Annotated in this window: 21 protein-coding genes and 1 pseudogene; 14 read left to right on the forward strand and 8 right to left on the reverse strand. The window is 73.5% G+C overall.

Annotation, left to right across the window (positions count from 1 at the left end):
- Positions 1-31 precede the first annotated feature (31 nt).
- Both N912_RS53530 and N912_RS0121110 read left to right on the forward strand, forming a co-directional pair.
- Positions 32-1,737 (forward strand): annotated as a pseudogene (locus N912_RS53530) (MFS transporter).
- Positions 1,734-2,252 (forward strand): cupin domain-containing protein, encoded by a 519-nt coding sequence (locus tag N912_RS0121110; RefSeq protein ID WP_051580543.1) that lies wholly within the window; start codon positions 1,734-1,736, stop codon positions 2,250-2,252. Before N912_RS53530 ends, N912_RS0121110 begins: the two are co-directional and overlap by 4 nt.
- Here N912_RS0121110 and N912_RS0121115 read toward each other — a convergent pair.
- From N912_RS0121115 to N912_RS53535, 5 genes are read right to left on the reverse strand one after another with little or no spacing between them, the layout of a single operon-like run.
- Positions 2,206-3,084, reverse strand: coding sequence for a dioxygenase family protein (locus N912_RS0121115; protein ID WP_028923964.1), 879 nt, complete (start codon positions 3,082-3,084; stop codon positions 2,206-2,208). The genes N912_RS0121110 and N912_RS0121115 overlap by 47 nt on opposite strands.
- Positions 3,081-4,151, reverse strand: a complete 1,071-nt coding sequence (locus tag N912_RS0121120) for a maleylacetate reductase (protein ID WP_028923965.1) — start codon at positions 4,149-4,151, stop codon at positions 3,081-3,083. The genes N912_RS0121115 and N912_RS0121120 overlap by 4 nt, the downstream gene beginning before the upstream one ends.
- Positions 4,141-5,076, reverse strand: a complete 936-nt coding sequence (locus N912_RS0121125; RefSeq protein WP_028923966.1) for an alpha/beta hydrolase — start codon at positions 5,074-5,076, stop codon at positions 4,141-4,143. Before N912_RS0121125 ends, N912_RS0121120 begins: the two co-directional genes overlap by 11 nt.
- The gene (locus N912_RS0121130; RefSeq protein ID WP_028923967.1) at positions 5,073-6,404 is read right to left on the reverse strand and encodes an amidohydrolase family protein; all 1,332 of its coding nucleotides are present in this window, start codon (positions 6,402-6,404) and stop codon (positions 5,073-5,075) included. Before N912_RS0121130 ends, N912_RS0121125 begins: the two co-directional genes overlap by 4 nt.
- Complete coding sequence (locus N912_RS53535) at positions 6,401-7,885, reverse strand: FAD-dependent oxidoreductase (RefSeq protein ID WP_051580544.1); 1,485 nt, start codon at positions 7,883-7,885, stop codon at positions 6,401-6,403. The genes N912_RS0121130 and N912_RS53535 overlap by 4 nt, the downstream gene beginning before the upstream one ends.
- 156 nt (positions 7,886-8,041) lie before the next feature.
- On the opposite strand from N912_RS53535, the gene N912_RS0121140 reads away from it, so the two are divergent.
- Positions 8,042-8,848 (forward strand): IclR family transcriptional regulator domain-containing protein, encoded by an 807-nt coding sequence (locus N912_RS0121140; RefSeq protein ID WP_028923968.1) that lies wholly within the window; start codon positions 8,042-8,044, stop codon positions 8,846-8,848.
- On the opposite strand, the gene N912_RS0121145 is transcribed toward N912_RS0121140, so the two are convergent.
- Positions 8,808-9,458 carry a DNA alkylation repair protein gene (locus tag N912_RS0121145; protein ID WP_156993917.1) on the reverse strand — a complete coding sequence of 217 codons (651 nt, stop codon included), beginning with the start codon at positions 9,456-9,458 and terminating at the stop codon, positions 8,808-8,810. The two genes, N912_RS0121140 and N912_RS0121145, sit on opposite strands and share 41 nt — an antisense overlap.
- 208 nt (positions 9,459-9,666) lie before the next feature.
- Between N912_RS0121145 and N912_RS0121150 the strand changes: the two genes are divergently transcribed.
- From N912_RS0121150 to N912_RS0121195, 10 genes are all read left to right on the forward strand, one after another.
- Complete coding sequence (locus tag N912_RS0121150; protein WP_028923970.1) at positions 9,667-10,431, forward strand: hypothetical protein; 765 nt, start codon at positions 9,667-9,669, stop codon at positions 10,429-10,431.
- Positions 10,432-10,496: 65 nt separating this feature from the next.
- The gene (locus N912_RS0121155; protein WP_028923971.1) at positions 10,497-11,939 is read left to right on the forward strand and encodes an MFS transporter; all 1,443 of its coding nucleotides are present in this window, start codon (positions 10,497-10,499) and stop codon (positions 11,937-11,939) included.
- Positions 11,936-12,814 (forward strand): NAD(P)H-binding protein, encoded by an 879-nt coding sequence (locus N912_RS0121160; RefSeq protein WP_028923972.1) that lies wholly within the window; start codon positions 11,936-11,938, stop codon positions 12,812-12,814. Before N912_RS0121155 ends, N912_RS0121160 begins: the two co-directional genes overlap by 4 nt.
- Positions 12,807-13,193 carry a nuclear transport factor 2 family protein gene (locus N912_RS0121165; RefSeq protein WP_051580546.1) on the forward strand — a complete coding sequence of 129 codons (387 nt, stop codon included), beginning with the start codon at positions 12,807-12,809 and terminating at the stop codon, positions 13,191-13,193. The genes N912_RS0121160 and N912_RS0121165 overlap by 8 nt, the downstream gene beginning before the upstream one ends.
- Before the next feature lie 17 nt (positions 13,194-13,210).
- Positions 13,211-13,633: a cupin domain-containing protein gene (locus N912_RS53540; RefSeq protein ID WP_051580547.1), complete on the forward strand. Its 423-nt coding sequence runs from the start codon at positions 13,211-13,213 to the stop codon at positions 13,631-13,633.
- Entirely contained in the window at positions 13,630-14,016 is a 387-nt protein-coding gene (locus N912_RS0121175) for a VOC family protein (RefSeq protein ID WP_028923974.1), read from the forward strand. Before N912_RS53540 ends, N912_RS0121175 begins: the two co-directional genes overlap by 4 nt.
- A 44-nt stretch (positions 14,017-14,060) precedes the next feature.
- Positions 14,061-16,805 (forward strand): helix-turn-helix transcriptional regulator, encoded by a 2,745-nt coding sequence (locus N912_RS0121180; RefSeq protein WP_028923975.1) that lies wholly within the window; start codon positions 14,061-14,063, stop codon positions 16,803-16,805.
- A 93-nt stretch (positions 16,806-16,898) separates the two neighbouring features.
- Positions 16,899-17,495 (forward strand): hypothetical protein, encoded by a 597-nt coding sequence (locus N912_RS0121185; RefSeq protein ID WP_028923976.1) that lies wholly within the window; start codon positions 16,899-16,901, stop codon positions 17,493-17,495.
- 18 nt (positions 17,496-17,513) lie between these two features.
- Positions 17,514-18,197, forward strand: a complete 684-nt coding sequence (locus N912_RS0121190) for a hypothetical protein (RefSeq protein ID WP_156993829.1) — start codon at positions 17,514-17,516, stop codon at positions 18,195-18,197.
- A 48-nt stretch (positions 18,198-18,245) separates the two neighbouring features.
- Positions 18,246-18,557: a hypothetical protein gene (locus N912_RS0121195; protein WP_028923978.1), complete on the forward strand. Its 312-nt coding sequence runs from the start codon at positions 18,246-18,248 to the stop codon at positions 18,555-18,557.
- Positions 18,558-18,636: 79 nt separating this feature from the next.
- Here N912_RS0121195 and N912_RS0121200 read toward each other — a convergent pair whose 3' ends face one another.
- Entirely contained in the window at positions 18,637-19,227 is a 591-nt protein-coding gene (locus N912_RS0121200; protein WP_028923979.1) for a nuclear transport factor 2 family protein, read from the reverse strand.
- Positions 19,228-19,323: 96 nt separating this feature from the next.
- On the opposite strand from N912_RS0121200, the gene N912_RS66490 reads away from it, so the two are divergent.
- A complete protein-coding gene (locus N912_RS66490) occupies positions 19,324-20,067 on the forward strand; it encodes a helix-turn-helix transcriptional regulator (protein ID WP_281176284.1) in 744 nt (247 codons plus the stop codon).
- Here N912_RS66490 and N912_RS0121210 read toward each other — a convergent pair.
- Positions 20,064-21,641: a Na+/H+ antiporter gene (locus N912_RS0121210; RefSeq protein ID WP_051580549.1), complete on the reverse strand. Its 1,578-nt coding sequence runs from the start codon at positions 21,639-21,641 to the stop codon at positions 20,064-20,066. The genes N912_RS66490 and N912_RS0121210 overlap by 4 nt on opposite strands.
- Positions 21,642-21,818 lie beyond the last annotated feature (177 nt).

Below are 21,818 nucleotides of genomic sequence, written 5' to 3' on the forward strand. Positions count from 1 at the left end.
CAACGCCCGCCTGACGTCCAGATACTGGAGTATGACGAGCTTCGTACTCATCGTCGGGGCGCTCGAGTTCTTCGATCTTCTCGTCATCAACTTCGTCGTCGTTGTCATTGCGCGGGAGTGGAACCTGACCTTCGGCCAGACGACCGTCATCCTTCTCGCGGCGGGCATCGGCTCCATTCTCGGCTCCTTCATGTGGGGCCATCTCGGCGATCGATATGGCCGGAAACGCCCACTCATGGTCGCGGTCGCGCTGTTCTCCGCCTGCTCTCTCGCAATGGCGTTCGCCCCCTCGGGGGTTGGTGGTACCTGGCGCTGTTCCGGGTCCTCATCGGAGTCGCGGTGCCGGCCGCGCCCATCCTCGGCACGCCGCTGGTCCTCGAGTACACGCCGACGAGGTACCGCACGTTCCTCGGCGCCTACGCCTCGGCGGGGCTCGTCTCGGTGGGCGGCCTGCTGGCCAGCACGGTGAGCGCCCTGCTGATCACGACGATCGGCTGGAGGGGCCTGTTCGTCGTCGGGGCGGCGCCGATCGTGCTCGTGGTGTGGGGCGCGGTGGCGGTTCGGGAGTCGCCGCGGTGGTTCCTCGCCGCGCAACGCCCGATGCAATGCGTGGGTGAACGCTGGTATCTGTACCTGAGCCATTTCTGGCACTCGGGCTGGACGGTGATGGACGTGACCGACGCCGAGTCGCCGGAGCTCATACGCTTCGTCGAGGGCCCGACCAACACGCTGACGTCCCAGGTCCAGGTGGCGGACGGGCTGATGGTGACGTCGCTGGAGAAGCCGTTCGCGGAAATCTACGGCGCGGATACCGACAGGTTCGAGGAAGGCGTTCTCGCCTTCGACGTCGCCACCGACCCGGCTAGCCCCGTCCCGGTCGGCAGGTACAGCACCGGCGGCGTCGGCACCCACCGGAATTTCTGGGCCGGCGGACGGTACGCATATCTCGCGGCCCAGCCGGACGGCTTTGACGGGAACATGCTGGTGGTCCTGGACCTGGCGGATCCTCGCAATCCGGTGGAGGCGGCGCGCTGGTGGTGGCCCGGCCAGGCGGCGGACGACGACGACGAGCCCAGCCCATACGACCATTACATGCACGGTCCGGCCTATGTACACGGACAGCGGGCGTATGTCAGCTACGGTCGGGTCGGGGCGGTGATCCTGGATGTTACGGATCCGGCCGAACCCGCACTGGTGAGCCGAGTGGACTTCGGCGACCTCGGTAGCGTGCTGGGTTGCCACTCGGCCGTGCCGATCCCGGATCGGGACCTGTTGATAGTCAACAGCGAGGCGATCAAGGAAGGGTACGACGAGCCGTTGAACTACGCGTTCATCGTGGACATTGCGGATGAACACCGTCCTCGGATCATTGGCCAACTGCCGATTCCAACTCCGGAAGAACGCACCGGATTCCGGAACTACCAGGAGAAGGGCGGGCGCTTCGGCCCGCACAACCAGGCGCACCATCAGGGGCATTCGGTGTTCAGGGTCATGGACGACCACGTCCTGATGACGTACTTCAATGCCGGGCTGCGGCTCTACGACATTCGTGACCCGTACAATCCGGTGGAAAGCGGCTACTTCGTCCCGACCGACCCGCCGAAAAGGCTCGGGCCGCTTCCCTCGGGGCGGCTGGTCAACCAGTCCGAGGACGTGATCGTCGATGCTCGCGGCTACGTGTACAGCACCGACAAGAACCAGGGCCTGTTCGTCCTCCGGTTCGACGACCTGACATGACCGACTACAACCCTTTCGACCACACGACACCGCCCGCCGCCTCAGCCAGGCGGATCCGGCGCGTGGTGACGGGAGTGACCGGCGACGGCAGGTCCACGATCGTCGTCGACGACGTCCCCGCCGGTCGCGCCGGCCACGGGGTTCCCGGCTATGTCGTCACCGACCTGTGGCGAGACGCGACAGGTCCGGAGGACACGGTCGGGCCGCCGCCGGGCGGCAGCGTGTTCCGGATCCTGGAGCTGCCGCCGGACAGGGACTGGCGCTTCGACGGCGACGGGAACGAGGTCATTCCGCCGGCGTTCCACACCACCGACTCGCTGGACTACGCGGTCGTGCTCGACGGAGCAGTCTGGGCACTGCTCGACGACACCGAGGTCGAGCTGCACGCGGGCGACGTGCTCGTCCAGCGCGGTACCTATCACGCCTGGTCGAACCGCTCGGACCGGCCCTGCCTGCTCGCGTTCGTCCTCATCGCGGTCGACCCGGGGCGAGCACGATGTCGAAGCGGGCACTAGCCCAGTCGCGGCCGGCGAGGTCGCGCCCGTCCGGGGTGGCGGAACCGGCCGGGTGCTGTGCGAAGTCGACGACCAGGGAGTCCTTGACGCCGAACACCGCGTCCCTGGCCAGGTAGCCGTCCCCGCGCACGAAGATGTGCGTGACCAGCGTGCGCAGGCCCGGGGCGCTGACCTTGAAGTGCAGGTGCGAGGCGCGCATCGGCGAGCGGCCGGCCGCGGCGAGCAGCGCGCCCACCGGGCCGTCGTGCGGGATCGGGTACGGGGTCGGGGTGAGCGCCCAGAACCGGTAGCCGCCCGTCTCGTCGGTGAACAGGTGCCCGCGCGCGGCGGTGCGGTCGTCGTCGTACTGCACGTCGTAGAGGCCGTCCCCGTCGGCCTCCCACACCTCGATGCGCGCGCCGGGGACAGGGTGGCCGTCCGTGCCCGTGACCGTCCCCTCCACCCAGCACGGCTGCCCGGCCGCGGCCGCGGAGATGTCGCCGCCGAGCGGGATCTCCGGGGCGCCCTCGACGAAGAACGGCCCGAACACGGTGGCCTCGGTCGCGTTCGCGTACGCCTCGTTGTTGATCGCGATCGTCTGCATGGAGGCGCCGAGCACGTCGGAGAGCAGGATGAACTCCTGACGTTTGGCGTCGGTGATGCGGCCGGCCTCGGTGAGGAAGTCGATCGCGGTGCGCCACTCCGCCTCGGTCAGCCGGACCTCGCGCAGGAACGCGTGCAGGTGCCGGGTCAGCGCCCGCATCAGCTCCGCGAGCCGCGCGTCCCCGGCATGCTCGAAGGAGGCGATGACCTGGTCCACCACCGCCTGTTCACGTGCTGACTGCTCGGTCATGTGGTGGTCTCCTCGTCATGTACGGGGTCGGCGCCGCGCCACGCCGCGTCCAGCAGTCGTCGCAGGCCGGCGGCGGTCACCGGGCGCGGGTTGTGCTTCGGCACCGCCGCCAGGATCTCCGGGACGGCGTCGTCGATGTCGGCCTCGGCCAACCCGTGGTCGCGCAGCGCCCTCGGCGCGTCGAGGACGGCCCGCAACCGCTGCAGGCCCGCGAGGGCGGTGTCGGTGCCGAACGCGCCGGCGATGCGTTCCTCGGCGTCCGGCGCGGCCGGGGCGTTGAAGGCCAGCACGTACGGCAGCACCACCGCGTGGGTCTGGGCGTGCGGGAGCCCATAGCGGCCGCCGAGCACGTGACAGATCTTGTGGTGCAGGCCCGAGCCGGCCGAGGCGAACGCCACCGCCGCCAGGTACGCCCCGTACAGCACCTGCTCGCGCCCGGGGAGACCGCCCGGCTCGGCCACCACCCGAGGCAGCCCGGCCGCCAGCGCGCGTATCCCCTCCCCGGCCAGCGCCCGGTCGATCGGGTCCGCGCGCGGCCCCCACATCGCGTCCACGCAGTGCGCCAGCGCGTTCAGCCCGGACGCGACGCTCATCGCCACCGGCAACGACAGCGTCAGCGCCGCGTCGTAGACCACCGCGCGCGGCAGCACCCGGTCGTCCACCCCGGTGGTCTTGCGCGCGCCCTCGGTCAGCCCCCACACGTTCGTCGCCTCCGAGCCGGCGTAGGTGGTCGGCACCGCCACGATCGGCAGCCCGGTGCTCAGCGCGACCGCCTTGGCCAGCCCGGTGGTGGACCCGCCGCCCACGCTGACCAGGACGTCAGCGCGGTCCGCCGCCAAGCGTGCCCGCCGTGCCACCTCCACCGGAACGTGCATGGCCACCTCGTCGTGCCGTACCGCCACCGCCACGCCGGCGGTGACCCGGCGCGCCAGGTCCGCCTCGGCCGGCGCCGCGATCACCATGACCCGCGAGCCGCCCAGCCGCCGCACCGACTCCGCCACCATCGCCCCGGCCTCACCGGAGGCGAAGCGCACCGCCTGCGGCAGCGTCTCGTGCTCAAACCGCACCGAGGACCCCGCCGAACAGCCCGGTCAGCTCGGTCACCGCCGCGTCCGCCGCCGGGCTGAGCCCCGGCATGCCGAAGAACGGATGGATGAGCCCGGGATAGACCCGCAGCGCGGTGCGCACGCCGGCCTGGAGCAGCCGGGCGGCGTAGACGATCCCGTCGTCGCGCAGCGGGTCGAAGCCGGCCACCCCGACGACGGCCGGGGCGACGCCGGCCAGGTCGGCCGTCAGCGCCGGGGAGATTCGGGGGTCGGCGGCCAGCGCGTCGTCGTCGTGGAAGTAGTACCTGCGCACGGTGTCCAGGTCGGAGCGGTTGAGGAAGTAGCCCTCGGCGTTCTCCTCGACCGATGGGTGGCGCGCGGCGAAGTTGGTCACCGGGGACGCGAGCAGCTGGCCGGCCACCGGGATGCCGGCGTCGCGGGCGGCCAGCGCGGTGACGGCGGCCAGGTTCGCGCCCGAGCTCTCGCCGGCCAGCCCGATCCGGTTCGGGTCGCCGCCCAGCTCGGCCGCCGAGTCGACGGCCCAGCGCAGCGCGGCCAGCGCGTCGTCGACCGCGGCGGGGAACGGGTGCTCAGGGGCGAGCCGGTAGTCCACCGACACCACGCACGCGCTCAGCTCGTGCGCCAACCGCCGCGCCACGTCCTGCATCAGGTGCGCGCTGCCCAGCGTGAACCCGCCCGGATGGAAGTACAGCACGGTGGCCACCGGGTCGGTCACCGGATGGATGATCTTCCCCCGAAGCCCGTCCCCGCCGATGACGGCGTCCCGGACGCTTCCGGCCGGGGCGAACTCGGCGGGGTCCCAGCCCGCCTCGATCGCCTCGGCCATCCGCCGGCGGGCCTGCTCGGGCGTGCCGGCGAAGGTCTCCGGCGCGCCGGCGGCACGCAGCGAGGACAGGAACTCCGCGATCTGAGGGTCCAGCGTCATGACAACCTTTCGGTGAGAAGACGGTCGTGGGATGCGGCGGCGAGCGTGCGCGCGTGGTCCAGCAGGCCACCCACCAGCGCGCCGCCGCGCTTGCGGACCACGCCGCCGACCAGCACGGTGTCCACGTTGCCCGGGTGGGCGGAGGCGACCAGCGCGGCCACCGGGTCGCTGATCGGGAACAGGTTCGGGTCGTCGGCCCGGACCAGCACCAGGTCGGCGGCCTTGCCCACGGACAGGCTGCCCACCCGATCGCCCAGCCCGAGCGCGTCGGCGCCGCCCTGGGTGGCCATCGCGAACACCTCGTGCACGCTCAGCGTGCCGTCGTACCGGGAACGGCCCTCGGCGAGCTGGCCGCGGTGCGCCGCCAGGCCGACCCGCATCTGGGTGAACAGGTCGGCGGCCCCGAACGCCTCGGTGTCGCTGCTGAGCGCGGTGGTGATCCCGAACGCCCGCAGCCGGTCGATCGGGGTGTGGCCGATGCCGGGCAGCCCCTGCTCGTGCTGCGGCGCGACGGCGACCGACACCCCCGCGCCGGCCATCATGGCGAACTCCTCGTCGCTGGACTCGCTGCAGTGCACGAACGTCAGGTCCGCGCCCAGCAGCCCGGCGCGATCCAGCCGGCCGATCGCGCCCATGGCCCCGAACTCCGGCCCGCAGCCCATGTGGATGGAGGTACGGATGCCCAGCTCGCGGGCCATCGCCAGGTCCGCGCGGGTGACGTCCATCGTGGACAGCTCGGGGCCGCGCGCGGCCAGCTGCAGCGTCACCAGATCGTCGTCGTCGGCGAGCAGGTCGCGGCGGATCCGGCGCACGTCGTCGGTGTGCGGCCGGTCGCTGCCCTGGATCCACGCCGCCAGGTCGACCAGCGGCCAGCCGTGGCCGAACACCGCGCGGATGCCGCTGTCGCGCAGCGCGGCGACGGCCCGGTCGCTGTGCGCGGGCGAGTTCTGCACGTGCGACCAGTCCATCAGCGTGGTGGTGCCGGCGTCGAGCGCGGCCAGCGCGCCGAGCAGGTTGCCGGCATAGACGTCCTCGGGGCGGTACCTCGGCCCGAGCCGGCCGAACATCTCCCCGAAGTACGTGGTCAGGTCCATCTCCGTGCACCGGTGGCGCACCGAGGACTGCCAGGTGTGCTTGTGCGCGTCGACCAGGCCCGGGATCACCACCATGCCCCGCGCGTCGATCACCTCGGCGCCCTCGCGCGGCAGGCCCTGGCCGATCCGCGCGATCCGGCCGTCCTCGACCAGCACGTCCGCGCCGCGCACCGTGCCCAGCGCCGGGTCCCCGGTGACCACCCACGCGCCCTCGGCCACCAGGACCCGGGTCATCTCCGCTCCCCTTCCAGGGCCGCCCGGTAGGCCGCCGCCACCTGCTCGTCGCTGGGCCGCCCGTCCCAGGCGCGCGCCACATAGGCGTCCGGACGCACCAGCACGGCAGCCGCCGCCGCGCCGGGCAGCGCGCCCGAGGCCGTCACCGCGGTGATCCGCTCGGGCAGCTCGCGCGGACCCCCGTCCGCCTCCGCCAGCACAAAACCCGCGCGCCGCGCGGCGACCTCGGTGTAGCTCGCGCCGTGCGGCGAGCCCACCGCGAAGTCGCCGACCCTGACGCCGTCCGAAGGATGCGGGTCGCCGTCGCGGTGGTACGAGGTGCCGAACCCGCTGAGCCGGTCCCGCAGGCTCGCGTTGACCTCCGGGATCGGCACCAGCTCCCGCTCGACGAAGTCCTTGAGCGCCAGCCCGCCCGGCGAGAAGTCGAAGTGCAGCGCGCACTGCGCGGCCACGTCGTCCATCAGCGCCACCAGCACCGGATGCCGCTCGTCGTGGTAGCTGTCCAGCAGCGCGTCCGGGGCGTGGCCGGCCGCGACCCAGCCCAGCTTCCAGCCCAGGTTGAACGCGTCCTGGATGCAGTAGTTCATCCCGATCCCGCTGGCCGGGTAGTGCACCCGGGTCGCCTCACCGGCCAGCAGCACCGGGCCCCGGCGAAACCGCGGCACCATCCGGTGCGCGTCGCCGTAGCGCGACAGCCACTTCGCCGAGCGCACCCCGAAGTCCGTACCGAAGATCAACCGCAGCGACTCGCGGACCTCGTCGACGGTCACCGGCTCGGACTTCGGCACCTGCCTGCGGTGTTCGGCCACGATGATGAACCGGGTGGTCCGCTCGCCGAACGGGTAGCTGAGCACCCAGCCGTGCTCGTTGCGGGCCATCCGCATCGACGCCCGCCACGGGAACGGCAGGTCGGCGTCCACCGCCACCGCCGTCATCCGCGTCGGCCGCCCCGGGAACGGGATCCCCGCCCCCGCCCGCACCGCGCTGCGCGCCCCATCGGCCCCGACCAGGTACGACGCGGTCACCTCGACCGACCGGCCCGCGTCGTCGCGCGCGGTGACGACCACGCCGTCGGCGGTCTCGGCGTGCCCCAGGTAGGACACGCCCCGGCGCAGCTGCGCCCCCTGTTCGGCCGCCCAGTCCGCGAGCAGGTGCTCGGTGGTCGTCTGCGGCAGGATCAGCGCGTAGCCGAACTTGCTGTCCAGCTCGTCGTAGCGCAGCCCCAGCAGCCCGGCGTACATGTAGCGCGGGACCTCGAAGTCCGGCCGCCACCGCGCCGCCGCCGCCCGGAACCGGCCCATCAGTCCCCGGGCGTCGAACAGCTCCAGCACCCGGGGCTGGATCACCCCGGCCCGCGAGTGCGTGTCCCCCGTGCGCCGTTCCAGCACGACCACCCGGGCGCCGGAGCGGGCCGCCTCGGCCGCCACCGTCAGCCCGGCCGGGCCGCCACCGACCACCACGACATCGGCGCCGTTCGACATGGACGTCCTCCTCACCGGTGAGCGGACAATTGACCGCTGTACGGTCACTTGACCGGAAAGGAGCATGCGACCCGGGGGCTGAACTGTCAATAGCCGAACGGACGTCCGACCGTAGAGCGGCTAGTCTGTGGGCCGTACGCGGTCGAAGGGAGCCAGATGCCACGCGAAGACGCCGGGCCCGACTTCGTCGAGGCGCTGGCCCGAGGCCTCGACGTGATCAGGTGCTTCGGCACCCGCCCGGTAGCCATGTCCCTGACCGAGATCGCCACCGCGACCGGCCTGGCCCGCCCCACCGCGCGGCGCATCGTGCTCACGCTGGAACATCTCGGTTACGCCCGCACCACGCCCCAGGGCGTCGTCCTCACCCCCAGGGTGCTCGAACTGGGAGTGGCCTACACGCTGTCCACCGGCCTGTGGGACGTGGCCCAGCCCCACCTGCTCGACCTGGTCGCGCGCACCAACCAGGCCGCCTCCATCGCCCAGCTCGACGGCTCGGACATCATCTACGTCGCCCGCGCCGAGGTCCCGAAGGTCGTCGCGCTGCGTGTCGACGTCGGCACCCGGTTCCCCGCGACCAGCACCGCCCTCGGCAAGGTGCTGCTCGCCGCGCTGGAGCCCGAGCAGCTGCGCGCCGCCCTGGACACGCCGACGCGCTCCCCCGTCACACCGGACAGGCCCGCCGCACCCGACCGGCTCGACGCCGAGCTCCGCGAGGCCCGCGCCCTCGGCTGGGCCTCCACCAACGAGGAGATCGCGCCCGGAATCCGGTCCGTCGCCGCCCCGCTGCGCGGCGGCGACGGCCACACCATCGCCGCGGTGAACATCACCGTGATCGCGGCCGAGGTCAGCTACCAGCGCCTCATCGACGACCTACTGCCGCTGCTGCTGCAGGCCACCAGCGGCATCGGCCGCGACTACGAGCTCATCCATGCCGCGCCCCAGCGCGTCGCACCATCTCGTTGATCCAGATGGGCGCGAACGGTGACGTGCAGTTCGGCGGCGTCGGGTAGTCCTCGAGCACCCGCAGGCGCTCGCCTATGTCGATGGCGCGGGCGCGGTGCTCGGGGTGCTCGATGCCGATCTGGGCCAGGCAGTGGTTCATCGCCCACTGCAGCCGGTCCGGGGCGCCCTTCATCTCGGCCTCGATGACGTCGAGCAGCCCGGCGAGGTCGAGGCCGTCGGGCTTCTTCGCCACCCGCTCGGTGGTCAGCGCCCAGCCGGCGCCGGCCACCACCGGGTCCGGGTCCGCGAGCCAGGCCTGGCGCAGCTCCTCGGCGTGCGGGCTCTTCTTCACCACGTAGTTCACCAGCCAGTCGTGCGCCTTGGGGGTGCGTGCCCGGCGCAGCATGGCGTCCAGCTCGTCGCGCTCGAACGCCTTCGGGCGGCAGACCAGGGTCGCCAGCAGGCGGGCGGCGGTGTCATCGGTCGCCCAGAGCTGGCGCGCGAGCTCCTGGTGCGTCTTCAGCCGCTTGGCCAGCGCGCGCAGTTTCGTGAGGTTCACGCCGTGGTCGTCGCCGTGCCTCTCGTTCACCTCGCGGGTCTTCGGGTCTTCGAGCGCGGCCAGCTCGGCCATCACCTCGTCCAGGGTCGCGTCCGCCACCTCGGCCTCCCGTTCGTCGGCGCGTGCCCATCGTGGCAGCGGCGAAATCTCCGCCGACCACCGGCTACATCGCCGATACGCGCGGCCGGCGTTCGTCCTTAGCCTCGCCACCGGAGTGTGGTCGCCCGCCGTGCCGTGATCGATGCACAACCGCGCGGGCCCGGCGGGGGTCGGTAGGGGCATGACGTTGTTCGGCTGGGTACGGGTGGTCACCGTCGCGGTGTGCGCGCCGGCGATCGTGTGGCTGGCGTGGCTGGTCGGGCGGACGGTGGGGCGGTGGGCGGCGCAGGGGCGGCCGTTCGTCGCCGTGCCCGGGGTGACGGTCCTGGTGGGGATGCTGGTCGCCGTTGCGCTGTTGGCCTGGTTCGGGGTGGCGGCGGGGTCGGCGAGCGCCGGCGCGGCACGGGCGGCGAGGCACGGCACGCGGTTGACCGTCATCGCCGGCAGGGTGGCCGTTCTGTTCATCGGGTTGGTCGCGGTGGCGTCCGGCGGTGTCGAAGCCCTGGTCACCGCCGGCGTCCTGGTCGTGACCCTGACGTCGAGCGGCATCGTGCTGCACCGGGCGTCGGCGCGGCTGTCCCGGTCCGGCGCCGCCGACGACCTGCCCTATCCGACCCCGCTGCCCGCCTCGGCCCGAACCGCGCACGTGGACGCGGTGGTCGATCACGGCTTCCGGGCCACCGCGTGGGGCGTCCTGTTCATTCCCGCCCTGTTCCTGCTCGTCACCGCGCTGGTGTGGGACGGCTCGGTCGAGGACGGCCTGTGGGTGCGGCATCCGTTCGTCGCGTCGGGCCTGCTCGGGGGCGGGCTGCTGCTGGTGATGATCATGATCCCGGCGATGGTGCGCCACACCCGGGCCAGGAACCGGCACAAGGCGCTGCTCGCGGCCTACGGCATCGAGGTGAACGACGCGGGCGAACGGCTGCCGCCCCGCCGCGCGCGGTGACGAGCCGTCCGGACGGCGCGCGACAGACATCTTGACATCTAATCGTTCGATATCTAACGTTTACGGTGACCGAGAGGGGACCGGCGATGGCCACCGAGACGCGAGCTGATGGCGACACGCACCGTTGGCTTGCGCTCGCGGTCGTCTCGCTGGCGCAGTTGATGATCGCGCTGGACGCCACCGTGATGAACGTGGCGCTGCCGTCGGTGCAGCACGCGCTGGGACTGTCCGACGGCGACCGGCAGTGGGTGATCACCGCGTACACGCTGGCGTTCGGTGGGCTGCTGCTGCTCGGCGGCCGGTTGGTGGACCGGCTGGGCCAGGCGCGGACGTTCCTGGTCGGGCTCGTGGGATTCGCCGTGGCGTCGGCCGCCGGCGGCCTGGCGGCCGGGCCGGTGTCGCTGGTGCTGGCCAGGGCCGCGCAGGGGGCGTCGGCCGCGGTGCTCGCGCCGAGCGCGCTGGCGCTGCTGTCGGTCACGTTCACCGCGCCGCGCGAGCGGGCCAAGGCGTTCGCCCTGTTCGGGGCGATCGCGGGCAGCGGAGGGGCGGTCGGCCTGCTGGTCGGCGGCGTGCTGGTGGGGCAGCTGAGCTGGCGCGCCTGCCTGTTCGTCACGGTCCCGGTCGCGGCGGTGGCCGCCCTCGGCACCCGTTACCTGCCGGTTCCATCGTCGGCACAGTCGCCGTCCGGACCCCGGACCGGTCTGGACGTCCCGGGCGCCGCGCTGGTGACCGCCGGGCTGGTGGGGCTGGTCGCGGGCTGCTCCCGGGCGGCGAGCGACGGCTGGGCGTCCGGCTGGACGATCGGGCCGCTCGCGGCCGGGCTGGCGCTGGTCGCACTGTTCGGGTGGCGTCAGGCGCGCACCGAGCAGCCGCTGCTTCCCCCGCGCATCCTGGCCGACCGAGCCCGCGCGGGCGCCTGTCTCACGGCCGGGGTCGCGGTGGCCGGCATGCTCGGGGTGTTCCTGTTCCTCAGCTACTACCTGCAGGTGGTGCTGCGGTACTCGCCGGTGGTGACCGGGCTGGCCTTCCTGCCGCTGTCGGTCGCGGTGTTCGGCTCCGCGCAGCTGGTCGCCGCGCGGTTGCTGCCGCGCTACCCGGCCCGCGCGCTGATCGTGCCCGGGCTGCTGGCGGCCGCCGCCGCGATGGGCCTGCTCACCCGGCTCACCCCGGACAGCGGATACGCCTCGCTGGTGCTGCCCGCCGAGATCCTGCTCGGCGCCGGCCTGGGCTGCGTGTTCACCCCGGCCATCAGCACCGCGACCGCGCACGTCGAGCGCCGGGACGCCGGGATCGCCGCCGCCGTGGTGAACACCGCCCAGCAGGTCGGCGGCTCGGTCGGGCTCGCGCTGCTGAACACCGTGGCCGCCTCCGCTTCTGCCGGCTACCTGGCGGGCGGGACGGCCGCGCTCGTGCACGGCTACACCACCGCCGCCTACGTCGCCGCCGGCCTGATGCTCGCCGGCGCCGCGCTGGCCGCACTGCTGATCCCTGGAAGGAGCACCCGATGATCCTGGTCACCGGAGCCACCGGCCACGTCGGCGCCGAGCTGGTCCGCCAGCTCGCGGCCGCCGGCACGAGCCCGATCCGCGCGATGACCCGCCGCCCCGAGTCGATCGACCCCCCGCCCGGCGTTGAGGTGGTCAAGGGCGACGCCGACGACCCGGCCGGCCTGCACCACGCGTTCGCCGGCGTGGAACGGGCGTTCCTGATGTCCGCCCAACCCACCGGCCCCCGGGGCGAGCGGCCCACCCACCTCCCCCGGCTGGTCGACGCCGCCGCCCGCGCCGGGGTGGCGCACGTGGTGGCGCTGTCGGTCTTCAGCGGCGGCGAGGGCGACGACGCGATCGCCGAGTGGTGCGGGCACATCGAGGACGCGGTCACCGGCTCCGGCATGGGCTGGACCCTGCTGCGCCCGGGCCGGTTCATGTCCAACGCGCTGCACCTGGCCCGCCAGATCCACCACGGCGACCAGGTCACCATCCCGTTCGCCAACCGGCCGGCCGCCTCGATCGACCCCGCCGACATCGCCGCCGTGGCCGCGCTGGCGCTGACCACCGACGGCCACCACGGCGCCGCGTACCAGCTGTCCGGCCCCGAGGTGCTGACCCCGACCGAGGAGCTGGCGATCCTGGCCGAGCTGCTGGGCCGGCCGCTGCGCGCGATCGACCCGCCGCTGGACACCGTGCGCGCCGGCATGCTGCGCGGCGGCGTCCCGGAGGACGTCTTCGACGCGATGGTGGCCCGCACCGTGGGCTCCGACGTCGGCACCGAGCTGCTGCCCACCGTGGCCGAGCTGCTCGGCCGCCCTCCGACCACGTTCGCGCGATGGGCGCGAGCGCATCTCGACCACTTCCGCACCGAAGGGAAACCCGCCCATGTCTAGCACCGAAGAGCAGGTCCTGGAGTTCGGCCGGCGCTGGGCCGACGCCGAGCAGCGCGGCGACGCGGACGCGCTCGACGCCATGGCCACCGACGACTTCACCCTGGTCGGCCCGTTCGGCTTCCTGCTCGACAAGTCCCAGTGGGTGCACCGCTACCGCTCCGGCGCGCTGGTCACCCAGGAGCTGACCTGGCGCGACGTGACGGTCCGGGAGTACGGCGACACCGCCGTCGCGGTCGGCGTCCACGCGCAGCGGGCCGCCCACCAGGGCCGCCAGAACGACGGGGAGTTCCGCTCCACCCACGTCCTGGTCCGCGCCGCCGACGGCTGGCGCCTCGCGTCCATGCACCTGAGCCGGATCGCCACGCCGCCGGCCTCCTGACCCCCGAAGGGACCGCCATGACCAACGACCTGAACTTCGACGTCCTGCTGCGCCACGAGGAGACCGCCGGCCACGTCTCCCTCTGCGAGAACACCGTGCCGGCCCACTGGGCGGGCACCCCCCTGCACCACCACGGCTTCGACGAGGCCTGGTACGTCCTCGACGGCACCCTCACCCTGCAGCTCGGCGAGAAGATCCTGCGCGCCGGCCCCGGCACCGTGACCTTCGCCCCCCGCGACACCATCCACGCCGTCGCCAACCACGGCGACGTCCCCGCCCGCTACCTGCTGGTCTGCACACCGGCCGGGTTCGAGCGCTACTTCGACGAACGCCAGGCCGCGATCACCGGCATCGCCCCACCGCCCGAGGCCCGCAAGGGCTACCCCGTCACCCACGTCGTCGGCCCGGTCATCCGGGCAGAAGGAACCAACCCGTCATGACCGTCGAGCTCAACCACACCCTCGCGCCGGCGCCGGACAAGCACGCCGCCGCCAGGTTCCTCGCCGACATACTCGGCATCCGGACCGGCACGCCATGGGGACCGTTCGTACCCATCCCACTGACCAACGGCGTCAGCCTCGACTACGTCGACTCCACCGACTACCGTGGCCAGCACTTCGCCTTCCTGGTCGACGACGCCACCTTCGACGCGATCCTCGGCCGCATCAGGGCGGCGGGCGTCCCGTACTGGGCCGACCCGTTCCACAACGAACCGGCCGAGATCAACCATCTGTTCGGCGGGCGCGGCCTCTACTTCAAGGATCCCGCCGGGCACAACATGGAGATCCTCACCAGGGACGCACCGGCGAGCCTCACCGGCTGAGCACGGGACCGGGCGGGCCTTCCCGCGATCCGTACGCTGATCCGATGTTGCGCGGACGTGACGCGGAGCGGATGTCCATCGACTCGCTGCTGCGCCGGGCCGGTGAGGGGCACGGCGGTGGCCTGGTCATCGGCGGGGAGTCGGGCATCGGGAAGAGCGCGCTGCTGGCCTACGCGCGCGAGCGGTCCGGCGGGTTCGGTGTGCTCGACGCGGTCGGGCTGGAGGCGGAGACCGGGCTGGGCTACGCCACCGTCAGCCAGCTGCTGTTGCCCGTGCTGGGCCTTCGGGACCGGCTTCCGGCGCCGCAGGCGCGGGCGCTCGGGGTGGCGTTCGGCCGCCACGACGGCCCCACCCCGGACCGGTTCCTGGTCGCGCTGGCGGCGTTGTCGCTGTTGTCGGAGAGCGCCGGGGAGCGGCCGGTGCTGTGCCTGGTCGACGACGCGCACTGGGCGGACCGGCCGTCGCTGGACGTGCTGAGGTTCGTCGCCCGCCGGCTCGTCGCCGAGCCCGTCGCGATGGTGCTGGCGTCTCGGGTGGGCGAGCGGGGCTCGGTCGAGGGGGCCGGCCTGGACGTGCTGACGCTGTCCGGGCTGGCCCGCGACGCCGCCCGCACCCTGCTCGTGGAGCACGGGGGGAGCCGGCTCACGCCCGCCGAGCAGGACGAGCTGCTGGACGCCAGCGCGGGCAACCCCCTCGCAATCCGCGAGTTCGTCCGCGCCGGCGTGCGCCCCAGCCCGTCCGGCGAGCCGCTGCCGCTGGCCGAGGGGCTGCGGCGGGCGTTTCGGGCCAGGGTGGCCGGGCACGACCCGGACGCGCGGCGGCTGTTGCTGCTCATCGCGGCCGCCGGCGCCGGGCAACTGGACGTGGTGCGCAAGGCGGCGGCCTCGCTCGGGGTGGACGCCTGCGCGCTCGAGTCCGGCGCGCTCGACGAGCTGGTCGCGGCGCGCGGGCCCGGGCTCCGGTTCCGGCATCCGCTGATCAGGTCGGTGGTCTACCACGATGCCGGGCCGGGCGACCGCCGCGCCGCGCACCACGCGCTGGCCGAGGCGCTGCGGTCCGAGCCGGCCGAGGGCGACCGGCGGGCCTGGCATCGCGCGAACGCGGCCGAGGGCAGCGACGAGACGGTCGCCGCCGAGCTGGAGGCCGCCGCCGAGCGCGCCATCCGGCACGCCGGCCCGGCCGCCGCGGCCGCCTCCCTGGAGCGGGCGGCGGAGCTGACCCCCGCGCCCGAGAACCGCCGGCGGCGGCTGGTGGCCGCCGCCTCGGCGTGGCTGCAGGCCGGCGACACCGCGCAGGCCACCACGCTGCTGGACGGCCTGGACCTGGCCCCCTCCTCGCGGGGCGCGCTGGCCGACCAGGCCGTCGAGCTGCGGGCGCTGATCGCGCTGCGGGCGGGCTCGCCGGCCGAGGGCGTGGCCCTGCTGTCCCGGATCGTGCCCAACGCGGTGCGGGCCGTCGACCGGGCCGTCGATCGAGACAAGACCGTCCGGCTGCTGCTGCTCCTCGGCGAGGCGGGGTTCATGGCCGGCGCCCTGGACGTCTGGCCCCGCATCGCCCTGGCCGCCCGGGAGCTGACCGAGCGGTCCGCCGAACCCGACGACGGGCTGCTCGGGCTGCTCCAGGCGGTCTACGCCACGCTGCTGGGCAACCGGGCCGAGCTGACCGCCCGGCAGATCGCCGCGCTGGAGCACCTCGACGAGCCCGCCACGCTGGTCGGCGCCGCCGGGATGCTCACCGTGACCGGCCACTTCGAGCTGTCCCGCCAGTACCGGGACCGGGCGATGCGCCGCGCCCGCACGCTCGGCGCCGCCGGAAGCCTGGCCTGGGTCCTGCTGTCCCGGGTGCACGACGAGCTGCTCGCCGGCCGGCTCGGCACCGCCCGCGCCCACGCCGAGGAGGGCCACCGGCTCGCCGGGGAAACCGGCCAGCCCAACACCGCGTGCCGCCACCAGAGCCTGCTCGCGCTGCTCGCCGCCCACGAGGGCAGGAGCGCCGACGCCCAACGCCTCGCCGAGGACGCGCTCACCCAGGCCACCCTGCACGACCTGCCCGACGTCACGGCCTGGGCCCGCCAGGCGCTGGGCCTCAACGACCTCATCGCCGGGCGGGCCGTCGACGCGCTGCGCCAGCTCGAAGCCATGGCACACCCCGGACGGACCGCCCTGGGCACCGTCGTGCACGCCGTACCCGACCTGGTCGAGGCCGCCGCCCGGGCCGGCCGGCCGGATCGCCTGGACGGCGAGCTGCTCGCCCGCTTCAACGACTGGGCCGACAACACGCGGGCACCCGAGCTGCTGGCGCTGGCCGCCCGCTGCCGCGCCCTGCTGGCCGCCGACGACGACGTGGAGTCCGAGTTCGCCGCCGCGCTCGACCTGCATGCCCACGCCGGCTGGTCGGTGGAGACCGCCCGTACCCAGTTGCTGCTCGGCGAGCACCTGCGCCGCCGGCGCAGGCGGGCCGACGCCCGGGGTCCCCTGCGCGAGGCGCTGGAGGGTTTCACCAGGCTGGGCGCGCTCGGCTGGGCGGCCCGGGCGCGCGCCGAGCTGCGCGCCTCCGGTGAGTCGGGCAACGACCCGGCCCCGAACGCGCTCGCCGCGCTGACCGCCCAGGAGCTGCGCATCGCCGTCGCGATCAGCGAGGGCGCCACCAATCGGGAGGTCGCCGCGCAACTGTTCCTCAGCCCGCGCACCGTCGACTACCACCTGCGCAAGGTGTTCAGCAAGCTCGGCATCGCCAACCGCGCCGCGCTGGTCCGGCTCGTCATCGCCGACCACGGCGTCGACCGGTGACATAGCCGATTCGCCCCGATCTTCGCTTCTCTAGCGTGACCTCGGTAGTGCTCGTTGCCCAACCGAACGCGGACTCCCGAGGTCACCAGCGACATGAAGACGACGAGCACATCGCGGCGCACCATCGGCGTCCTGGCCACATCGATCACCGTCCTGGGCCTTGTCCTGGGCGCGGCGGGCCGCGCGGGCGATCGGGGTGTCGTCACCGCCGCGCCGGCCCCGGTCGCCTCCGTCGCCTCTGTCGCCTCCGTGCCATGGGCCACGGTGACGGATCCGGGCAGCGGAGCCTCGGTACGGCTGGCCGGGCCGGCGCAGCCGGGAACCATGCCGGTCCAGGGCCGCCTGATGCTGTACAAGTACGTCGCCAGCCTCCCCAACGACGGCGGCCAGCAGCGGCTCAACGTCACCGACCTCGCCGCGCCCGTGCGCGACCCGGAAGCGATGACGAAGAAGATCGCCGACCAGGTGGGCGGCACCGTGATCGCCAGCAAACCGGTCACGGTGAACAACTACCCCGGCGGCGACTTCCGGGTCACGACCGACATGGGTGGACGGCGGGTGCTCGTGCTCGGCCGGGTCGCCTACACCCCGCGCCACAGCGTCCAGGTGCTCACCCTTGCCCTCGTCGAGAACGAACGGGACGCCGTCCCACTGCACGAGCAGGCGGTCGCCAGCCTGCGCATCCCCTGACCGTTGAGGAGTTCGCCGATGAGAAGGTCCACCGCTCGAGACAGGGCAGCGCTGTCGGGGGCGCTGAGCGGGCTCGCGTTCGTGGTGGCGATCGGTGGTGCGAACCGGCTCGCCAAGGGGCCGTTCCCCCGGCCGGGCTCCACGGCCGAGGAGATCCGCACCTACTACCGCGACAGCAGGGCCGCTGCCCGGTTCAGCGTCGCCTGGCAGGCCCTCGCCGTGCTCGCCCAGGTCCGGTTCACCGCGTCCGTCGCCCGGCTCGCGGCGCGGCACACCCGCCGGCCCGGCTTGATGCGGACGGCCACGCTGGTCAGCGGCGGTGCGGCGGCGGCGTGCCTGGCGGCGTCGGCCGCCACCCAGAGCACCTTGACGATGCCGATCGAGCGGGACGACGAGGCCGTGCTGGACACCACCCGGCGCGTCTTCGTCGCGGGCGGCCCGGTGCACGGCGTCGCCTACGGCGTCTTCACCGCGCTGCTCGCCGAGTCCGGTCGGGACGCCGGCCTGCTCGGACCCGCCGCGACGCGGGTCGGCTGGCTGTCGGCGGCGGCAAGCCTGCTCTCGCCCGCCTACTTCCGCTGGGAACAGGCGGGGTGGCTGATCCCCATCGGCAGGTTCTCCGGATACCTGGTGAGCGGAATCCTCGGCGCGCGACTCAGCCGCCCTGACTCCCCAACCGCGGCGGCGCCGGCCGGGTCATGACGGTCGTCAGACCGCACGCACCGCGTGCCGTCACCATGAGGAGTCCGGATGACCGCCCGAGCCCGAGCCCCGCTGGCCGCCGCCGCACTGGCGGTGGCCACGATCTTGTTCGGCACCGCCTGCACGACGTCGTCCCAGGTGTGTGACCTCACGTCGTGCAAGGTCAACCTGACCGGAGAGCAACGGGTCAAGGTCAGGCGGATCCTGTTGCACGTCGGCCCCATCGAGCCGAACACGGTGACCGTCGCGAGCGGCGGGGACGCGGCCCGCCTCTCCGCCGGGCAGGCAGCCGTGCTCGGCGGCACCCGGGTGAAGGTGGTCTCGGTGAACGCACCGCACGTCAGCCTGGTGGTCGAGTGACCGTGTCCGGGTCAGAGCCGCCACGCTCGGCGGTACCGAATGTGCAGCGTCCGAGGCGAACGGGCGGCAAGCCGGTCGGTCACCGCATGCCGGGAAGCGGGCCTCCGTGCAGCCATTCGGCTTCGGCGCGTTGGATGTCGTCCTCCAGCGGGCCGCCCCTGGTGGGGGACTCGGCGGTGACGGGGTAGCCGCTGCGGGACAGGATGTATGCCAGGCCGGCGTATTCGCGGGGGAACTGGCCCGCCGCGTCGGCATCGACGTCGAACCGACCCGTCGGGCTGGTGAACGCGCACAGGTCGTAGATCGACGCTCGGTACGCGATGCGCCAGGAGTCGCCGAGGCGAACCAGGCAGTCCAGGAAACGAATGTGCGTGACGGCGCCCAGGTCGAGGTCGAGCTGGTCGGTGAGCAGCTGCGCGTCGGTCTCCGCCAGGGCTCGGTCACCCAGCACCGTGATCAGCGGACTGGCGATCACGTGCTTCGACCGCAACGACCTCCCGGACGCGCGCCGCCGGCAGCTGGCGACGAAGTCGTCGGCCGAACCGTGGAACCACGCGAGGTCCAGGAACGCATCGGGCGCGAACAGGTCGGCGAGCCGGTCCCACCTGCCGGCGTCGCGGTGCCGTCCCCAGGCGGTCATCAGCTCGGCGATCGAAGCCCAGTCGCTCATACCCCGACCGTAAGCCGGCGCGGGTGCGCCCGACGGCCAACCGATGCCCCGGAACGGACAGGGGGCGACCTACCCTGAGAGCGGGAGGTGATCGGCGTGGCGGGGTCACCGATCCTGAGCATCGAGCGGGCCGGGTCGCAGCGCCACCGGCGGCTCGACAGCCACTCGCACCCCGAGCCGATGCTGCTGTGGGCCAGCACCGCGACCGTCACGATGCGCACCGCCGCCCGCGACTGGCTGGTCCCGCCGGGCCACGGCCTGTGGGTGCCGGCCGGCGCGGAACACAGCGAGACCACGCTGCGCGACGGCGAGGTGTGCGTCGTGCGCATCACCGCCGCCGACTGCCCGATCGCCTGGCCCGAGCCCACCGGCGTGTCGGTCGGCCCGCTGTTGCGCGAGCTGCTGCTGCACCTGTCCCGGTGCCGCCGCGACGACCCCAGCCGCCACCACGCCGAGTCGCTGCTGTTCGGCCTGCTCACGCCGCTGCCGGCGCACACCATCCAGCTGGCCATGCCCAGCGACCCTCGGGTGCGCGGCGTCGCGGAGAGCCTGGTCGCCAACCCCGCCGACCCGCGCGAGCTGGCCGTCTGGGCCGGTGAGGTGCACAGCGCGGTCCGCACCCTGTCCCGGCTGTTCGTCAGCGAGACCGGGCTGACCTTCGCCCAGTGGCGCACCCACCTGCGCATCCGGGCCGCCGCCGAGCACCTCGCCGCCGGCGCGTCGGTCGGCGCCACCGCCCGAGCCATCGGCTACCGCAAGCCCAGCGCGTTCATTGCCGCCTTCCGCCGGACCACCGGCCAGACCCCCAGCACCTACCTCCGGCACAACCCACCGTCCTAGTGGCCGCCACGCAGCCGGGTCTCGTCGAGGTCCAGCTCCTGGCTGATCTCGAGGTTCGTCCGCCCGCTGATCTCGCCGCGACCGTAGAGGCGATGCAGCGCGTCGCGTTCGGCCCGCAGCAGCCGCAGCCGCAGCGCCTGGTCGTCCTCGGGCGCCTCCGTGTCGGCCCGGCCGTCGGACTCGTTGTCCAGCAGGCCGCGCAGCCGGTCCCGGCGCAGCTCGAACACCTGGCGCATCGCTTCGGTGCCCGCCGTGTCCCGGCGCTCCTCGGCCGTCATGCCGTCCAGCTCGCGCAGCGCGGCGTCCACCGTGGCGCGCCTGGCCCGCAGGCCCTCGGTCCGTTCCCGCTCGCCGGGGCTCAGGCGCAGCCGGCGCAGCAGCGCCGACAACGGCATCACCTGGCCGACCAGCGTGGCGAGCACGATCACCATGGTGAGGAACAGCAGCAGGTCGCGGCGCGGGAACGGGGCGCCGGACGGCGTCAGCACCGGGATCGACATGATGACCGCCAGCGACACCGGCCCGCGCGGCCCGCACCAGCCGAGGACCAGCCGCTCGGCGCGCGGCATGGACACCACCGCCTCCTCGCGGGACGGCAGCCGCGCGAGCACCGGCTGGATGAACAACGCCCACCCCATCCGCACCAGGACCGTCACCGTGACCAGCGCGAGCGAGGCCAGCGCCAGGGTGGCGACCGAGTAGTCGTTCACCACCTCGACCATCGCCGGCACCTGGATGCCGAGCAGCACGAACAGCAACGCGACCAGCAGGGTGTTGAGCACCCGCCAGAACGTCTCGGTCTGCACCCTGGCGGTCGGCGCGACCAGCCCCCGGCCCCGGGTGCTCTGCCACACCGCCGCCGTCACGGTGGCCAGTACGCCCGAGGCGTGCAGCAGGTACGCGGGCACGAACGCGATGAACGGCGTGACCAGGGAGAGCACGACGTGGCTCGGGCCGTCCCTGATCCGCCCGCGCAGCCAGGTCACGGCGAAGCCGACCAACAGCCCGGCGCCGATGCCGCCGCCGACCTCGACCAGCGCCCCGACCGTGGCCGAGCCCGCCGACTGCTGTGTCCCCACGCTCGCGACGGCCATCGCGAACAGGCTCAGCGCCACCCCGTCGTTGACCAGGCCCTCCCCCTCCAGCACCGTGACCAGCCGGCTGGGCGCGCCGGCCTTCTGCAGCACGGTCGTGGCCGCCACCGGGTCGGGCGGCGCGATCGCCGCCCCGAACGCGATCGCCGCCGCCCACCCGACGTCCGGGAACAGCGCCAGCAACGTGGCCGCCGCCGCGGCCGCCGTGGCCAGTACCAGCCCGAACGCCTGGCCGATCACCGGTACCAGGTGGTCCACCGTCTCCCTGGGATCGCTGAAGAACGCCGCGTAGTAGAGCAGCGGCGGCAGGAACAACAGCAGCACCAGCTCCGGGGACAGCTCGGGGCGCCCCAGGCCGGGCAGCAGGCCGGCGGCGGCGCCGATCAGCACGTACACCGCCGCGTCCGGCACCCCGAGCCGGTTGGACAACAGCCGCCCGAGCAGCACCGCCACCGCGAGGGCGACACCGACGGCAAACATCTGACCCGCCACGTCACCTCTGCTACCCGTTGATCGGCGGGCCATGCCTGGCGCGGGGTTGGCCTCGGGTAAGCGGAACCGAGGCCACCGCTCCCGTCACGGCGGCCCCGGCTCGCCACCGTTCGTGAGGGGGTGGACGAACGGCGGCGATGTCTACCCCCTCGTGCCATGCCTAAA

Origin of the sequence: Actinospineispora acaciae DSM 45401 (assembly GCF_000620785.1) — a bacterium.
Classification (GTDB): domain Bacteria; phylum Actinomycetota; class Actinomycetes; order Mycobacteriales; family Pseudonocardiaceae; genus Pseudonocardia; species Pseudonocardia acaciae.

What these genes read in the sequence shown, in the direction of transcription:
- N912_RS53535 (WP_051580544.1), bottom strand. Translation starts at nt 7,885, where the DNA reads ATGTCGAACGGCGCCGATGTCGTGGTGGTCGGTGGCGGCCCGGCCGGG.
- N912_RS0121180 (WP_028923975.1), top strand. Translation starts at nt 14,061, where the DNA reads ATGTTGCGCGGACGTGACGCGGAGCGGATGTCCATCGACTCGCTGCTG.
- N912_RS0121145 (WP_156993917.1), bottom strand. Translation starts at nt 9,458, where the DNA reads ATGGCCGAGCTGGCCGCGCTCGAAGACCCGAAGACCCGCGAGGTGAAC.
- N912_RS0121125 (WP_028923966.1), bottom strand. Translation starts at nt 5,076, where the DNA reads ATGACGCTGGACCCTCAGATCGCGGAGTTCCTGTCCTCGCTGCGTGCC.
- N912_RS0121210 (WP_051580549.1), bottom strand. Translation starts at nt 21,641, where the DNA reads ATGTTTGCCGTCGGTGTCGCCCTCGCGGTGGCGGTGCTGCTCGGGCGG.
- N912_RS0121160 (WP_028923972.1), top strand. Translation starts at nt 11,936, where the DNA reads ATGATCCTGGTCACCGGAGCCACCGGCCACGTCGGCGCCGAGCTGGTC.
- N912_RS0121175 (WP_028923974.1), top strand. Translation starts at nt 13,630, where the DNA reads ATGACCGTCGAGCTCAACCACACCCTCGCGCCGGCGCCGGACAAGCAC.
- N912_RS0121165 (WP_051580546.1), top strand. Translation starts at nt 12,807, where the DNA reads ATGTCTAGCACCGAAGAGCAGGTCCTGGAGTTCGGCCGGCGCTGGGCC.
- N912_RS0121140 (WP_028923968.1), top strand. Translation starts at nt 8,042, where the DNA reads ATGCCACGCGAAGACGCCGGGCCCGACTTCGTCGAGGCGCTGGCCCGA.
- N912_RS0121115 (WP_028923964.1), bottom strand. Translation starts at nt 3,084, where the DNA reads ATGACCGAGCAGTCAGCACGTGAACAGGCGGTGGTGGACCAGGTCATC.
- N912_RS0121130 (WP_028923967.1), bottom strand. Translation starts at nt 6,404, where the DNA reads ATGACCCGGGTCCTGGTGGCCGAGGGCGCGTGGGTGGTCACCGGGGAC.
- N912_RS0121195 (WP_028923978.1), top strand. Translation starts at nt 18,246, where the DNA reads ATGACCGCCCGAGCCCGAGCCCCGCTGGCCGCCGCCGCACTGGCGGTG.
- N912_RS0121185 (WP_028923976.1), top strand. Translation starts at nt 16,899, where the DNA reads ATGAAGACGACGAGCACATCGCGGCGCACCATCGGCGTCCTGGCCACA.
- N912_RS0121150 (WP_028923970.1), top strand. Translation starts at nt 9,667, where the DNA reads ATGACGTTGTTCGGCTGGGTACGGGTGGTCACCGTCGCGGTGTGCGCG.
- N912_RS0121110 (WP_051580543.1), top strand. Translation starts at nt 1,734, where the DNA reads ATGACCGACTACAACCCTTTCGACCACACGACACCGCCCGCCGCCTCA.
- N912_RS0121190 (WP_156993829.1), top strand. Translation starts at nt 17,514, where the DNA reads ATGAGAAGGTCCACCGCTCGAGACAGGGCAGCGCTGTCGGGGGCGCTG.
- N912_RS53540 (WP_051580547.1), top strand. Translation starts at nt 13,211, where the DNA reads ATGACCAACGACCTGAACTTCGACGTCCTGCTGCGCCACGAGGAGACC.
- N912_RS0121200 (WP_028923979.1), bottom strand. Translation starts at nt 19,227, where the DNA reads ATGAGCGACTGGGCTTCGATCGCCGAGCTGATGACCGCCTGGGGACGG.